Here is a 16,596-nt window from a genome sequence, read left to right on the forward strand (position 1 = left end):
AAAGCAGATTAAAGAGCCAGAAACAATTAGCACTTAATTTATGCTTAGTGATTAAATGGTAAGTACGACAGCTTATCGATTAAAGTAGTCTTCGTCATCAAACGAAGGTGCAAAATTACCTTGTTCAAGATGCTGCATCTGTGATTGTACCGAACGCTCCTGTTGAATGCGCTGATAAATCTCTTCACGGTGCACGGCAATATCTTTTGGCGCGTCAACACCGATGCGTACTTGATTGCCCTTGACGCCTAAGACAGTCACACTGACCTCATCGCCAACCATTAAAGTTTCGCCCACTCGGCGGGTCAAAATTAACATGCGTCACACTCCTTATGTCGCATTAACAAGTCATTGCTCATTAAATTACATCTCAATTGCAGGGTATCACCACGCAGCAGAACCACTAAGTTCATTCAAAATAAAAAATATCATTCAAAATTTATTAACAAAAAACATAGCCGTTAGGCAAATTGCCCAAAACGCTGCGCGTCATGGTGATAATAGGTAAATTCATTTAGCCCAAATGAAGCTTCCATTATAGGTGGCATAACAGATACTGTCACGGCTTTTCACAAAACTACTGTATAGAGACTGACCGTAGCAGTCACAAATGCAAAAAAACGGCGTCATAAAGACCCCGTTGATCAAAACTGACTAAATATTGTCAATGATTATTTTATAAAAGACTACCCAGCAATCTTGCTTTCGCCATCTTCACGGTCCAGGCCAAAAGCAGTATGCAGTGATCTGACCGCTTTTTCTAGATACTGCTCTTGGATAAGGACTGAGACTTTAATCTCACTGGTCGATATCATTTGAATGTTGATATTGTTTTCAGCAAGGGTTTGGAACATAAGACTAGCAACACCAGCGTGTGAACGCATGCCAACACCAACTAATGAGACTTTTACGACATCGCTATTGCCTAAGACTTCTTTGGCACCAATCTCGTCTTTGACTTCTTCATTAAGCACTTTCATGGTTTTATCCATGTCGGTACGGTTCACGGTAAAACTGAAGTCAGTAGTACCATTAGTAGATAGGTTCTGAACAATCATGTCAATTTCGATATTCGCGCGGCCAATGGGGCTTAAAATCGCAGAGGCAATGCCAGGATGGTCTGGTACGGCACGCACTACAATTTTTGCTTCATCGCGGTTAAAGGCGATACCTGAGATGACTGCATGTTCCATATTATCTCCTTCGTCTATCGTAATTAGGGTGCCGACGTTATTTTTGAAATCGTCGTCGTAACTGCCATCAGTGTCTTCATCAAAGCTAGAGAGTACGCGTAATGGCACACCATATTTGCCAGCGAATTCTACTGAGCGAATTTGTAAAATTTTAGAGCCCAGGCTGGCCATCTCTAGCATTTCTTCAAAGGTAATCTTCTCAAGCTTTTTGGCTTTTGAAGTGACACGAGGGTCAGTGGTATAGACGCCGTCGACATCAGTATAAATTTGGCATTCATCCGCACCTAAGGCTGCCGCAATCGCGACCCCAGTAGTATCAGATCCACCGCGACCTAGGGTGGTGGCGTTACCAGCGGCGTCGATGCCCTGAAAGCCTGCCACGATAACCACATTACCAGCGTCTAGTTGTGCGCGGATATTCTGGTCATCGATACTTTCGATCCGAGCTTTATTATGCACACTATCAGTTTTAATCGCTACTTGACGACCGGTAAAGGAATGCGCACCAATGCCCAGCTCTTTAATCGCCATCGCGAGCAGTGAAATTGAGACCTGCTCACCGGTGGACACCATTTGATCATATTCACGAGGATCAGGATCATTACTGATTTGGCGTGCTAGATCAATCAATCGGTTGGTCTCTCCGCTCATGGCAGACACTACGACTACAATCTGATGACCGTTATCATGCCAGCGTTTGACCCGTTTGGCGACATTTTTGATGCGGTCGATACTGCCCATTGACGTGCCGCCGTATTTTTGTACTATTAACGCCATAAAAGTATTACCTATTATTCATCAAAGGCTATCTGTGAGTGGTTAGCGTTGATTTATGCAGATTTGTATCGCTTTAAATCAATGCTAATAACGAGGAAGCCGGATTATAAAAACTACGCTGCTGTTTATTGACCGTCTTATTAATTGACGTATTAACGAACCGCTGTACTTTATACCATATTTGCGCCGACATTTTAAGCCACAGCAGGGGGCTGGATAGAGCAATTGCTCATAAATTTATAAGTAATTGCCTCATTCAAACGCAGCAGTCTAGTATTTTGCACAAAAATTAAACCAGCGATTTAGCCAAGCTGCGATTCAAGCCACACAGGAAGGGCACTGATAACTGCTGAGGTATTTGCCGCTTTTGGAGCGCCACCTTGTGCATAATCAGGTTTGCCACCGCCTTTACCACCCAATTCGCCCGCCAAATGACGAATAATATCACCGGCTTTGACGCGGTTAGTGACAGATTTGGCCACACTGGCAGCCAATGCTAACTGCTCATCTTTGTCGCCAATCAGTACAATCACACTATCGGGCAGTTTGGATTTGACATCGTCCATTAACGTACGTATCGATTTACCATCCACACCACTCAAGATACTAATCAATACTGGCGTACCTGCAATAGTCTGCACGTCAGCGAGTAAATTAGCCGCTTGAGCGCTGGCAATTTTTTGCTCTAAGCGTTCAAGTTGTTTTTCAAGATCGCGCTGTTTGTCTGCCATGGTGCGGACGCGCTGCGCCACTTCTGGGCGTTTGACCTTAAGTTGGCTGGCCAACTCGCCTAATTGCTGCTCGCTTTGCTGAATATATTTGACGGCGTTCATACCCGTAACGGCTTCAACTCGCCGAATACCTGAGGCAATACCTGACTCACTAGTGATTTTCAATATTCCAATATCACCAGTGCGTTGGACATGCAAACCACCACATAGCTCAATCGAGAAGGGTTGGCGTTTACCATCAACCATACCGTCTGTACCCGAAGCCGTGCCCATAGTCAGGACCCGAACGTCTGTACCATATTTTTCGCCAAATAGCGCCATTGCGCCTTTATCCATGGCTTCATCGATAGACATGTTTTCGATATAAGCTGGGGTATTGGCTTGAATTTGCTCATTGACCAAACGTTCAATATGAGTAATTTCAGCATTGGTAACCGGTTTATCATGAGAGAAGTCAAAACGCAGCACGTCACTGGAGACCAATGAGCCTTTTTGAGTCACTGCCGCGCCTAAGACTTGGCGTAGGGCCGCATGTAATAAATGAGTGGCAGAGTGGTTTTTGGCGCTGGCAGCACGAATGCTAGAGAGTACTTGCGCCTCAGCCACCTGGCTTGCACTAACGGTACCCATAGTGACAACGCCATAATGAATAATGGCTTGACCAGACTTTTTGGTATCTTGCACTTCAAAGACGCCTGAAGCGCTACGAATTTCACCCAGCTCACCAACTTGTCCGCCGCCTTCGGCATAAAACGGCGTACGATCGAGGACAATAACCCCTTCCATACCTTCTTCTAAGCCAGCGACTGCTTGACCATCTTGGTAAAGGGCAACGATATTGACATTATCGTCGTTTAATTGCTCATAGCCAATAAAGGTGGTTGGGGTATCTACCTGGATGACGCTACTATAATCGACGTCGAATTTACCGGCATCACGGGCGCGTTCACGTTGCGCTTGCATGTGTTCATCAAATTCAGCTTCATCGATGCTAATACCGCGCTCACGCGTAATATCAGCGGTTAAATCAAGCGGGAAACCATAAGTATCATAAAGTTTAAATGCTGCTTCACCAGATAGAACATCGCCATCTTTTAAGCCTTCAAGTTCAGTGGCCAGCAAACGTAAGCCTTGCGCTAAGGTCTTAGCAAACTGAGTTTCTTCTTTTTGAATGGCGTTTTCAATTACGCTTTGCTGGTCTTTAAGCTCTGGATAAGCATCACTCATTTCAGCGACTAAAGGCGCAACCATTTTATAGAAAAACTCACTTTCTGCGCCAAGTTTATTACCATGACGAACCGCACGACGGATAATCCGGCGTAGCACGTAACCGCGACCTTCATTGCTCGGCATAACACCATCAGCAATCAAAAATGATACCGCACGTATATGATCAGCAATGACCTTTAGTGACGACTGCTGCTCATTACTAATCTCTAAAATGGCCGCTGCTGCATCCATTAAATGAGTAAATAAATCAATTTGATAGTTACCGTGCAAGCCTTGCATGATGGCACTAATACGCTCAAGACCCATACCAGTATCAACACTAGGCGCGGGTAGCGGTAGCATGGTGCCGTCTTTTTGACGGTTAAACTGCATGAAGACACAGTTCCAAATCTCAATAAAGCGGTCGCCATCTTCTTCAGGCGTACCGGGCAAGCCACCTTCGATATCCGCGCCGTGGTCATAAAAGACTTCGGTACAAGGACCACAAGGACCCGTGTCACCCATGGTCCAAAAGTTATCAGAAGCGTAGGGTGCGCCTTTATTGTCACCAATACGAATGATACGTTCCGCTGGCACGCCGATATCTTTATGCCATATATTGAACGCTTCGTCGTCGGTCTCGTAGATGGTGACGTACAAGCGGTCCTTATCGATCGCCAACCAATCAGCAGAAGTCAGAAACTCCCAAATATAGCCAATACCTGTCTGCTTAAAATAATCGCCAAAAGAGAAGTTACCCAACATTTCAAAGAAGGTATGATGTCGCGCGGTATAGCCGACGTTATCCAAATCATTATGTTTGCCACCAGCGCGCACACATTTTTGTGAGGTCACCGCTCGCGTATAATCGCGAGGCTCCATGCCCAAAAAGGTCTCTTTAAACTGGTTCATACCGGCATTGGTGAATAATAATGTCGGATCATTGTGCGGGATAAGGCTCGATGAGGGGACGGGGGTATGCTGCTTGCTTATAAAAAAATTGATAAAAGCTTGGCGAATATCGGCTGAGCGAAATGGCTGGCTCACAGCGGCTCCTTACTGACGAATGGAATGAGTGATGGATTGCATAACTGAATAACAACCACAATAAAACAAAAACAGATTAAATAATTTTGCAAGCGATTTTAGCACAATCACCCCAGCTCTTGGTAAACCATATACACACTGCTACGTTATTCCGTGGGTCTAGATAAAGAACAGTACATAAATCACTTGGTTAAAATCGCGGCATCAGTCTGATCAAGTTTATCTTGAATCATTGGATCGGACTCAATCACTTGTACGGGTAGATAGCGCAGCTGTAACTTTATGGGTAAATACTCGGGAAAATTATCCGCCATGTCTTGAGTAATAGTCGCTTCAATCCGGCGCACATCGTATGAGCTAGGGGTGGTCTCGCCGCGAATAACAGCGTGTATGGTTTGATAGCCATTGACATTAGTAAATTGGGTGTTGGTCAGCACGTTACCCTTGTTTATAAAGTAACGGTTAATGGTTTCTTTGGTATTACTTTCAAAGGTCTGTTGTCGAGCATTGGTAAAAGGTTGCTTGCATTGCTGTTACCAGTTTCATCATTATCTAACGTATGAGCTGAAGACTGAGAGTCTGGCTCTTTTTTTGATGGTGGAGTATTCGTAGATGAGGTCATGATAACAAGGCTTTATGAATAAAATAAAAGACAGGCACTATTGTAATGATAAATCATTAGCCACGTATGAATTTTTTGCCAAGCACCGAGCATGTAGGTACGACCAATAAAGTCGTATCAGTTGAGTTGATAAAATACTTAAAGATAATAAAGACAGCCAACCAGCATAGAAATAGAGATTTTTTAAAAAGACCTAAATGAAAAAAATATTTTTACATAGGTTATTGATCAATAACCCCAACATTAACATGGCTTTACTAAAATGTTAGGTAATATAACGACCGTAAGGGCTTATGGGAAAGACTTACTATTGGTGTGGGTTTAGTGTATAAAGGTATTATACCCACATCAATTATAAGGATTACATTATGAACTGGCCATTATTCTCTGTGATCTATTCGATAGCAGCAACCGTTAGTATGGGCGTGTTGATGATTACAGCATTGGTAACCGGATTTGATCAAATTCCACATATTCAAATGGCGGTGGTAGCGGGCATCTTAATATCTATTCCTGCGGCCTGGCACTTCACCAAAAAAATCGGTAGCATTACTGGTAATGAAGAAGGTTATAAAACTGATAACGAAGAAAGTTATATAGTTAAAATACCTTAAAAACGCGACGGTACTGCTGGTATAAGCTTTTTGCAGCCTCTGTCTGCGTAGGCACAGCAAGTAAGAAAAATGTATGCCAGCAGTAGGTTCTATATCGATATTACTTCTCATTGACTATAGCGTTTAAGTATAAGAAAACGCGTTAGTTAACACGCTCGTTCGAACAAGCAGCATCGCCCCTTATATTTGACAATGCCAGATAGTAAAAACTAGATAGTAAAAAATAAGCAACAAAAAAACAGCCCCTAAAAAGGAGCTGTTTTTTTGTTGTAATTAATATTTCTTAAGGAATTAAACCAGGCCTTAGCAAAAAGCGTTATTTGTCATTATAAATATATTTGACACCATCAATATTGCGACCAGCTCAGTTTAACTGTATTGCAATTAGTTCAGTACAACCGTCGCGCCATTTTCAATATTGGCATAGACCTCTAACACATCCCAGTTCGTCAAGCGTACGCAACCTGCTGAGGCTTGACGACTGATACCTTCGGGCTTAGGCGAGCCATGTAGGCCATAAGAGGGCTTAGATAAACCCATCCATACCACACCTACAGGGTTATTCGGTCCTGGTGGTAGCATATGAATTTTTTTCTGGTCGCCTTCACCAACGGTGGCTTTATACCATGGCATTTTCACTTTATTAACGATTTTGAAGGTGCCTTGTGGTGATGGTGTGCTGTCACTACCAATAGTGGTTGGATAGGTAGCGACCAGCTTGTCATCATTGTAAGCGTAAAGTGTTTTGTCGGCTTTGTTAGCGACCACACGGTTAATACGTTGCTTGAGCGCTGGACGGGCATTAAGCACAGTGACCGTTTCGCCTGCTTGATAGGCTTTATCTTTATTCAACTTATCAAGATAACGCACGTCCATATGAAAGCGCTCACCAAGCATCTCTTTAATATCTTGGTAATACAGACCTTTCACTTTTGACTTAGCTTCTGAAGTGGTAGGCATGACTGCAAAGTTAGTATTAATGTCATCGTCAGTAATCGTATAAGTGACTAAAACTGGCTTATTAGTCGGCACATTTTTAATCAAGGCAGCCCAAGTTTTTTGATCCATTTTACCGTTTGCTGGTAGACCCTTCATAGTTTGGAAGTTAATTAAGGCTTTTTTACTATTCATGCCCCAACCGCCATCGATAGGCCCAGGTGAGGCATGGTTCCAATCTAGTAGGGCTTGCATTTTGATCGTCATCGCCGAGTTGACTTTCATATTGGGTGACCATGCCGCATCATTTACTTGTTTGGCATAACTAGACAGATTCAGTGTGGTATATCTTTTACCATCTTTATCTTCGATATTTTTAATGGTAGGGTCGTCACTAAAGTCTTGACGCTGTTCATGATCAGGCAGCTCAAAGGACAAAGGGTCTGATGAGTCAATAGAGGCGGCGTTGATAGGAGCGGCGAAGGCTTGACCTTCACTAATATCGTCAGTGCTATCAGATTGTTCGTCTTTACGCGTCAGCTCTTCTGCGCTCATATTGTCAGCAGCGACTGCCTGGGATGCTGTTTTTAATTGGTCATTTTGTTTGGCATCAATTAACTGAGTCATACGATCAGCTGATTTGGGTTTAGCAGCAGGTTTAGCTTTTGGCTTGGCCGTAGACGCCGCTACTTGAGCACGACCATCGATTGAGCTGCTACGGTTTTCTTGCACCTTGAGGCTAGCTAATTTAGCAAGATTAGGCAGGCTGTCGACGTTGCGTACCGGCAAGGTACGAGCTTTACCATCGGGAGCAGCAAGCGCGCTAACGCTAACACTAGCAGTAAGAATAGCAATAGATATAGAGGTAACGAGGAGCTTTATTTTCATCATATTAAGTCACAGTTGGTTGCTACTAATGGGGCTATTATGCGCATAATTTGGGCGCTTCGCAAACTTTTGACACATCTTTTTTTGCATATAGAGTGCCAAGCGTCATTTTTTGACGTATCCACTACAATGTGGTGATAATTGAGTTATGGTCTGGGTAATGTACGGCATGAAACATACTCTTTGTTAAAGTAACACTCTACTCAAGTTACTGTTTATTATACTAACTTAGTATAGTAACGCTCTATTTTATTACAGTTATCTTCTATTAAAATAGTTTTTTATTAAAGTAAAGACCACAGTGATTGGCGCTGTCTAACGTTTGCGTCTATAATGCTTAGACCGTTTTTATCTAATATGTATGCCAGTAATTTAAAGCCGTTTAATCAGCCCAAACGTAGCAAATACATTCATAATTAATATTAACAAGACCAATATTAACAAGGTGCAATATGCCAGAAGACCAGATCATGAGTGCAAAAGACTTTCAGAATCAATATTTCAGTGACCCTGAGTCTCAAGAATTAGAGCACAACCTGGGTCACGATCTAGAGACGGGTGATACCGGACTTCACACTGAGCACAGCGATTTTGCGTCCCTGCATGCAGAGCTTGAAGAAGCGCGCGAGCAGCTGTTTACCATTCGCGACTTTATTCGCTTTTCAGTCACGCAGCTGCGCAATTATGACGTAGTAGTGGCGCAAGGAACGACGGATGAGTTTGCTGAAGCGGCAGCGATTGTTTTGCATACTTTGTCTTTAGACTGGTCAGCGAATGACCAGATTTTGGACTGTCGTCTGACCAACTCAGAAAAGCAGGCAGTACTGAGCCTATTAGAAGAGCGTATCGCTGAGCGTAAGCCACTGAGTTATTTGATTAACTTATCTTATTTCTGTGATTTACCTTTTTATGTTGATGAGCGGGTATTAATTCCACGCTCACCCGTAGCAGAGCTGATTCGTCAACAGTTTTATCCTTACTTCGATGCTAATGAGCTTGCCAAGCGGCTTGGGGCAACAGTCAACGATCAGCCAGCAGCGTTCTACGATCATGGCCTTGATATGAAACAGTTGTCACAACCAGAGCGCATCCTAGACTTATGTACTGGTTCAGGCTGTATTGCTATTGCTTTGGCAACACGTTTTGTTGACGCGTTGGTTGATGCTGTTGACATTGACAAAGGGGCATTAGAAGTAGCAATGGTCAATGTTGACCATCATGATCTGGGTCATCAAGTCAATGTGATCGAATCTGATTTGTTTGCTAAGCTACCAGCAGAGCATCAATATGAGTTGATCGTTACCAATCCGCCTTATGTCGATGCGGCGGTTATGGCAGATTTACCGCCCGAATTTCTATATGAGCCTGAACATGCGCTAGCTGCTGGCCAAGATGGATTAGAATTGGTACATCATATTTTATTCGAGGCTGCAGATTATCTTAGCCCTGAAGGCTTGCTGGTTTGTGAAGTGGGCGATAGCGAGTGGGCATTGAGCCAGGCTTATCCAGATATTCAGTTTGATTGGCTAAAATTTGCACACGGTGGTCATGGTGTATTTGCAATCACTTTTGATGAGTTGATGAAACATCGTGAGCTGTTTGCAAGCTATGTACAGTTACTAGATAACAGCCATTAACAGTTGTGGCTAGACAGTCAAGAGTGGGGTATAGAAGCCAATAACCACGACCAATCAATAGAGTTAACTCGTTTAAGGACAGATATGGCAGGCAATAGTATTGGAAAGCTTTTTTGTGTGACCACCTGTGGTGAGTCACATGGTGCCGGACTGCTGGCCATTGTAGATGGCGTGCCGCCAGGTTTAGAGCTATGCGCAGCAGACTTGCAACTTGATTTAGATCGGCGTAAGCCTGGTAGCTCTAAATATTCGACCCAGCGTCGTGAGTCCGATGAGGTTGAGATTATCTCTGGCGTATTCGAAGGTCAAACCACAGGCACGTCTATTGGTCTACTCATTCGCAATACCAATCAAAAATCTAAAGACTACACCGAGATTAAAGACACTTTTCGTCCTGGTCACGCTGACTATACCTATAGCATGAAGTATGGCTTTCGTGATTATCGTGGCGGTGGGCGTTCTTCAGCTCGCGAAACGGCAATGCGGGTCGCTGCTGGCGCGATCGCCAAAAAGTACTTACAAGATCGTTTGGGAGTACAAGTTCGTGGACATGTCACTCAAATAGGTCCTGAAAAAAGTCAGGTTCTAGACTCAAGTAAAATTGATTGGGACTTTGTCAATAGTAACCCATTCTTTTGTGCGGATAAAGAGGCTGTTAGTCGCTTTGAGACCTTGATAGATAGCCTGCGCCGCCAAGGTACTAGCTGTGGTGCGCGTCTTGAAATCATTGCCAGTGGGGTGCCGGTAGGTTTGGGCGAGCCAGTATTTGATCGATTAGATGCCGAGATTGCTCATGCTATGATGAGTATCAATGCGGTAAAAGGTGTTGAAATTGGTGATGGTATGGCAGTCGCTGAGCAATTTGGTCATAGTGCGCGTGATGAATTAACGCCAGATGGCTTTACCGCCAATCATGCTGGCGGTATTTTAGGTGGCATTTCTTCAGGGCAAGATATCCGTGTCAGTATTGCACTCAAGCCGACCTCTAGTATCACTACTGCCGGTAAAAGTATTAATACCCAAGGTGAAGCGGTTGAAATGCTCACCAAAGGCCGTCATGATCCTTGTGTGGGTGTCCGTGCGACGCCAATCGCTGAGGCCATGTTAGCCATCGTATTACTCGATCATTATTTGCGTCATCGTGGTCAAAATGCCGATGTCGAGCAGCCGGTAAGCTCAATTACTTAATCTATCCTTTTTAATAAATAGTTAAAACACCTTAAAAACGCGACGGTACTGCTGGTATAAGATATTTCTTGTAAAAACCTAACCAACGATAGGCTCTGTTAACAACAGAGTCATACTAACGAGCACCCCTTCGGATTGATCAATGGCAGGATAGATACTGATATCGCGTGTTCTTGAGCTATCAGCTGCAACGTTAGTGATAGTAACACTGCCACCATGGTGCTCCATGACTTGTTTTACTAAAGTTAAGCCTAATCCAGTACCTTTTTTTGGGGTGCTGATAGACACATTATTTAGATTTTGGATAGAGGTTTGATTGGTGCTGCTTTGATGCGATAGGCTAAAGTAGCGATCAAAAATCTTACTAACTGCATAATCAGGAATGAGCTTGCCATCATTGAAGATATCAATGGTCACTGTACCAGTCACTGTACTCGAAGTTGAAGTGTGAACATAGATAGTGACGATATTATTAGCAAAATAAATGGCGTTATCCAGTATATTCTGTAGGGCTTGTACCAACCAAAAGTGGTCAACATATACCAATATTCGATCAATAACTTGGTCATTATTGTCCTCAGGCGAGCCAATAAGCAGTTTGCCGTTAACGTAGATAGCAATAGGCGCTAAATGTTGCTGCTGTAACTTTGCACCACTCTCATTTACCAATTTATAAAGCATGGGCAATAACAGTAATGCTTGGCGATTTAATTTAAATGTCGGTTGCTCAACCTTAGCTAGCAGTAATAAGCGATCAATTAACTGTTGCATTTTAACGCTTTGCTCACTAATGGTATGGCTGAGCATTTGTCGGTCGTCATTATCTAGGCTGTCATCTTCCAACAGCTCGCTGCTGGCCCGAATAGCGGTCAATGGACTTTTGAGCTCATGAGTCAGAGTGTGTACATAATCAGTCACGTAAGCTCTGTTTTCTAATCTGTGCTTCATCGTTTCAATAGTGTCGGTCAAGCTGTTAAGCTCATGACCTAAATAAAAATAAGGCTTTTGAGTATCCTCTGCCAATGTATCCGTATATTGAGTGACTAAGTTAATACTTTGTTTAAGCCACCATGCTACTAGCCCTGCTAAGATCAGCGCGATAATACTGACCAGTAGCGCGGTCATAAACATGCGCCGGCGCGTATTGTCTAGGTAGGGCGACACACTAGCGACCGGCTTACCAACGCTGACCACACCAATAAGATTGCCGGATGGATCTGTTATCGGTTGCGCCACATACATGACTGAACTATTACGCTTGAAGTCATCACGCACCGTGCTTCTTGCGCCATATTCACCTTCTAATGTCAGATAGACGTCATTCCAACGGCTATAGTCTTTGCCTTCGGAATTGGCAGGCGTTGGTAGTGAATCATAAACGACCGTGCCATCGCTATCAGTCACATATACTCGAAAGCGGCTATAAATTTGTTGTTCATATTGCGGACTGGTTAAAATATTCGCTACTGGCGCGCCGGTAAAAGCAGAATCAAGTTGCGTTTGATAAGCCTCACTGTATAGCTCGCCTGAGCGTAACGGCATCTGCAAACTCGCTGCCAGCAACTTACTGGTATCTAATAATGTGTCTTCAATGACTTGCTGGGCGATAGGCTTAACATAACCAAATAACTGATTAAAGACTACCATGCCGCAGATAATCAGTACTAAAGCGAGGGCCAACCAAACTCTAAAAAATATACTTAAGTTCAGAGTTGTTTTAGGTGCCTTAGTCTGTTGAGCTGTACCAATAGGGTGCAACTTAGCGTACCAATTAGTCTGGCTAATCTTAGCTCTGTTATTGGCTTTATGGTTGGCCGAATTAGGTTTATATAAGGTCATTCGCTTATTCTAAATATGGTTATTCTAAATGAGAGAGTGTTAATCACTAGGCAGGGCACAGCGCATAACCGAGTCCGCGGTGAGTATGAATGACATCGATACTAGGGTCTACGCTTGCCAGCTGTTTGCGAATGGACTTGATATGGCTGTCTATGGTTCTCGCTAAGCGATGATCTGGATAGTCACTTACAGAACTCAGTAATTGCTGACGGCTAAAGACCTGATTGGGTGCTTTCAATAACGTTAACAATAACTTGCGTTCAGTATTACTCAGCTCTAACTTCTGATCTTGCCATATCAGAGAATAGTTGAGTGGATAATAGTGCCAAATACCAGAGTGGTATTCAAAGGTTAACGTTCGCTCTGACTTCATATTCACAGCTGTATTTATAGATGCGTGGCTAATAGTGGTCTCTGGTGACGCTGGTTGGTGAATAACTGATGACAAAGGAGCCGCTGCGCTGGATGTAGACAGTTGCTGAGAGTGCAGTTGCTCCCGACGCCAAATGGCTTTAAGACGCGCAACCAATTCGCGAGGGCTAAAGGGTTTGGCACAGTAGTCATCACCGCCCATTTCCAAACCTAAAATCCGATCTTCCTCATCACTACGCGCGGTCAAAAATACGACAGGAATATCTTTTAAACCCTTGATGTCAGGCGTATGACGAATTTGTTGACATAAATTCAAACCGTCTCCATCGGGCAGACCAACATCTAATATAATAGCTGATAGGGTCTGTGCTTGCTCACTGTGTAGCATCGGTAGCACACTACTGGCATTATCTAGCCATGTGATTTGCCAACCTTCACGTTTGCAAGTGACTTTTAAAGACATGGCGATAGCCGGATCATCTTCTACTAATAAAATATGAGTCATAAGTGCTACACAGTTATTTGAGACATGAATAATATAGAAAATAAGTGTTGGGAAATAGTTATTGGAAATAGCTTCAAATCGTCATAAAGCGGTTGCAGATATAAGATTACAAATACCAAAAGTATTGCATACTCGCGCTATCAAATTATCCTAGCATAAAATTATGCTTAGATTGTCCTATGACCCACTAAAAATAAATAATACTAACACTACTAATTAGCAACAGCCATCAAAAGACCCACTTAACTGTTGCTAAGTTGATCTCCTAATTTAATAGGATTTTTTGTTACCAGGCAGACTATTTCAGGCCTTTGCAATTGGCATAGTAGCTGACGGTCGCAGGCCAATCTGAGAAGATTCCTCGGACACCTACTTGTTGTGCCAATACATCGATATAGTTCATTATATCGCCATCATTATTAATGACATCGCCAAGACCACTATAGTACCAACCGCCGCTATCTGCCAGCGGTCCTGAGCGCTCAAGTGACCAGGTAATAATGTCCAGACTATTGGCTTTGGCTTGTTCGGCATATACTGATGGTACCAGCTTGCCGTTATCATTAACGGTGACCAATATCCAAGGCGGCGGTGCGATAGTGTTAATGCCACGCGCTTTGATATTTATTAATGAATGCTTCCATGTGGCTGGGTTGTTGTTATCAAAAGTTTTGCCTATCGCGGTTTCATTGCTATCGTCCATTAAATAGATAGCATTCGCACCAAACGCGGGCTCATTTTTGATCCAGTAATCAAGATCTTCAATATTAAATGATTGTGGGTATACTTCATTTGCGGGCACGCTAGCGGTCTTATAAGTATCAATCAGCTGTTGACGATAAGCGTCTAAACTATAGCCATTGAACGGCATGTCGACCACCGGTGCTTTAAGCTCAGGAGTGTGCTTCATACCCAGGCTTCGCGCTAGGTTAATGTGCTCTTTTAAAGTCAGTAACTCACCGTTTTGCGAGTATAAGTCAGTTCGCCATGAGACCGTGGCATCCATGTATTCACTAATACTGGTTGCTTGCAGGTTGGCCGCGTCCATTTTCCCTGTAAGGCTTTTGAACTCTTTTGCACTAATGTCTGAGGTTCTACATTCAATATTTTCTGCATTGGTCAGTATGCCATTGGCATCTATTATTGGTGGTACAGTACATTGATCCACCAACTTAGTCATGAGAATGTTGGTGGTGGTGTGTAAATCATTTTGTGCGTGGCGACAAACTAAATCACCATCTTCGGTAAAGGTAACATCACATTCTGATATGCCGGCGCCCATTTGTGCTGAAGCAAAATAACTGTCATAAGTATGCTCTGGGAACTGTAAGGGAGCCCCTCGATGGGCAATAGAGAAGTTAGTCTTACTTGGCATCTGCCCTTTGCAGGCCAATAACTGGTCTTTGAGCGGGCTATCGTCCATATCCTTGACCAAATAAAATGGCCGAATCCCATAGGTATAAGCCAGATCCTGAGTCGGCTCAGCGGCTGGTGGAATGGGCGCAAATTCAGCCGATAATTCATTATATTTACCGCAGCCTGTTATCAGCAGAACACTGGTAATAGTCAATGATAAAGTGAGACTTATTTTACTAAATTTTTTAACTGCTGCTTTCTTAGACCGATTGAGCATAGGCCCTGAATTATTTGAAATTGTCATGTAAACTGTCCCTACAAAAAATGCAAAAGTGATAACTATTAACTTTACTGTCATTAATCTAGCGCTTAAATTATCAAGTTATGCTTAAGGAATGATGACAACCCAATCACCTTTACAAAATTAACCTATATTCGAATTCTTTGAATGGTATTAAGGATGAATCATGAGTGAGTATTTAGAGTGCGTCATCGTTGAGCACAACCCTAGCCAAAAAACGATAGACCGGGCAGTCATTTGGTTACATGGCTTGGGTGCCAGCGGTCATGACTTCGAGCCAGTGGTACCGCAACTAGGGCTATCCGATGATATGGCAGTACGCTTTATTTTCCCGCACGCGCCTCAGCGTCCAGTGACTATTAACGGCGGTATGGTGATGCCAGCCTGGTATGACATCTTTGAGATGAGTCTGGAACGCAAAGTTGATATCGCACAAATTGAACAGTCTAGCCAACAAATCCATGACTTAATTGCTCGTGAAATTGAGCGCGGCGTTGCACCTGAGCACATTGTGATGGCTGGATTTTCACAGGGTGGGGCGGTCGCTTACCATGTGGCACTTGGCTATCCACAACGCTTAGCAGGACTGATGGCGCTATCCACTTATTTGGCAACCAATGATAATATTGACTATAGCGCAGCCAATCAAGATTTACCAATTTTGATTGAGCATGGTACTCAAGACCCTGTCGTGCCTATTATCCTCGGTGAGCAAGCAAATCAGTTGTTATCAACCAAAGGCTATAATATTGACTATCGGACCTATCCGATGGCGCATCAAGTTTGTATGCCACAAATTCAAGGCATTGGGAAATGGTTAAATAAATTTTTAGGCTAGCGTTATGGTTATAGGGATGTGACATCAGATATAGCATGACTTTGTCAGCTGTAACGCAATATAATACTAGTGACTAATCGATTGCAATAAGACCTCTAACTGATGTATAATACATCCATCTATTGGGGATGTTCTGGCTTCGACGCTGGTGATGAAACTCAATGATGCATGTCGAGAGTATATGTCCTCTCGTTAATCCAACATATATTGTTATAGTCGCAAACGACGAAAATTACGCTCTAGCAGCTTAAACCCTGTTTACTTGGTTGCTGATCACCTATAGTTGGTCAACTAAGTTGAAGCGTCCGCATGTAGGGTCGCCACAATCGATTGTCTCAATCGTTTGGGTTCAAAAGTAGAGAATCGCTCTATCCATCCTGACTGTCGGATCGGTGCGAGTTAAAGCCAAAGACAGAAACTAAACATGTAGATTCATGAGCGTAATACTGGCGGACGCGGGTTCAACTCCCGCCATCTCCACCACACACTAATAAAGGCTTACTCGTAGCGACACGGTAAGCCTTTATTTTTGCGTGTTTTTTA

The 16,596-nt window shown here is 43.3% G+C and carries 11 protein-coding genes, 1 other RNA gene and 1 pseudogene; 5 read left to right on the forward strand and 8 right to left on the reverse strand.

Annotated features, from left to right (window positions below; genetic code table 11):
- Window positions 1-150: 150 nt before the first annotated feature.
- From csrA to RCH20_RS06220, 4 genes and pseudogenes are all read right to left on the reverse strand, one after another.
- Window positions 151-318, reverse strand: a pseudogene (gene csrA, locus RCH20_RS06205) (carbon storage regulator CsrA); the annotation flags it as partial.
- 368 nt (window positions 319-686) lie between these two features.
- Complete coding sequence (locus RCH20_RS06210) at window positions 687-1,970, reverse strand: aspartate kinase (RefSeq protein WP_209957945.1); 1,284 nt, start codon at window positions 1,968-1,970, stop codon at window positions 687-689.
- A 302-nt stretch (window positions 1,971-2,272) separates the two neighbouring features.
- Complete coding sequence (gene alaS / locus RCH20_RS06215; RefSeq protein ID WP_327192955.1) at window positions 2,273-4,957, reverse strand: alanine--tRNA ligase; 2,685 nt, start codon at window positions 4,955-4,957, stop codon at window positions 2,273-2,275.
- Window positions 4,958-5,139: 182 nt separating this feature from the next.
- Entirely contained in the window at window positions 5,140-5,394 is a 255-nt protein-coding gene (locus RCH20_RS06220) for a hypothetical protein (protein WP_209957939.1), read from the reverse strand.
- 553 nt (window positions 5,395-5,947) lie between these two features.
- Here RCH20_RS06220 and RCH20_RS06225 point away from each other — a divergent pair.
- Window positions 5,948-6,193, forward strand: a complete 246-nt coding sequence (locus RCH20_RS06225; protein ID WP_209957937.1) for a hypothetical protein — start codon at window positions 5,948-5,950, stop codon at window positions 6,191-6,193.
- Window positions 6,194-6,577: 384 nt separating this feature from the next.
- Here RCH20_RS06225 and RCH20_RS06230 read toward each other — a convergent pair whose 3' ends face one another.
- Window positions 6,578-8,020 carry a L,D-transpeptidase family protein gene (locus RCH20_RS06230; RefSeq protein ID WP_327192956.1) on the reverse strand — a complete coding sequence of 481 codons (1,443 nt, stop codon included), beginning with the start codon at window positions 8,018-8,020 and terminating at the stop codon, window positions 6,578-6,580.
- A gap of 449 nt (window positions 8,021-8,469) precedes the next feature.
- Between RCH20_RS06230 and prmB the strand changes: the two genes are divergently transcribed.
- Together prmB and aroC are read left to right on the forward strand one after the other, a co-directional pair.
- Window positions 8,470-9,654, forward strand: a complete 1,185-nt coding sequence (prmB, locus tag RCH20_RS06235; protein ID WP_327192957.1) for a 50S ribosomal protein L3 N(5)-glutamine methyltransferase — start codon at window positions 8,470-8,472, stop codon at window positions 9,652-9,654.
- Between the two features lie 84 nt (window positions 9,655-9,738).
- Window positions 9,739-10,842, forward strand: a complete 1,104-nt coding sequence (gene aroC / locus RCH20_RS06240) for a chorismate synthase (RefSeq protein ID WP_327192958.1) — start codon at window positions 9,739-9,741, stop codon at window positions 10,840-10,842.
- A 78-nt stretch (window positions 10,843-10,920) separates the two neighbouring features.
- Here aroC and creC read toward each other — a convergent pair whose 3' ends face one another.
- From creC to RCH20_RS06255, 3 genes are all read right to left on the reverse strand, one after another.
- Window positions 10,921-12,681, reverse strand: a complete 1,761-nt coding sequence (creC, locus tag RCH20_RS06245; RefSeq protein WP_327192959.1) for a two-component system sensor histidine kinase CreC — start codon at window positions 12,679-12,681, stop codon at window positions 10,921-10,923.
- Between the two features lie 46 nt (window positions 12,682-12,727).
- Window positions 12,728-13,558: a response regulator gene (locus RCH20_RS06250; RefSeq protein ID WP_327192960.1), complete on the reverse strand. Its 831-nt coding sequence runs from the start codon at window positions 13,556-13,558 to the stop codon at window positions 12,728-12,730.
- A gap of 298 nt (window positions 13,559-13,856) precedes the next feature.
- Complete coding sequence (locus tag RCH20_RS06255; protein WP_327192961.1) at window positions 13,857-15,218, reverse strand: glycerophosphodiester phosphodiesterase family protein; 1,362 nt, start codon at window positions 15,216-15,218, stop codon at window positions 13,857-13,859.
- 163 nt (window positions 15,219-15,381) lie between these two features.
- Between RCH20_RS06255 and RCH20_RS06260 the strand changes: the two genes are divergently transcribed.
- Together RCH20_RS06260 and ssrA are read left to right on the forward strand one after the other, a co-directional pair.
- Window positions 15,382-16,053, forward strand: coding sequence for an alpha/beta hydrolase (locus tag RCH20_RS06260; protein WP_327192962.1), 672 nt, complete (start codon window positions 15,382-15,384; stop codon window positions 16,051-16,053).
- A gap of 124 nt (window positions 16,054-16,177) precedes the next feature.
- Window positions 16,178-16,536: a transfer-messenger RNA gene (gene ssrA, locus RCH20_RS06265) on the forward strand.
- Window positions 16,537-16,596 lie beyond the last annotated feature (60 nt).

It is taken from the genome of Psychrobacter sp. PL15 (assembly GCF_035984995.1).
GTDB lineage: Bacteria > Pseudomonadota > Gammaproteobacteria > Pseudomonadales > Moraxellaceae > Psychrobacter.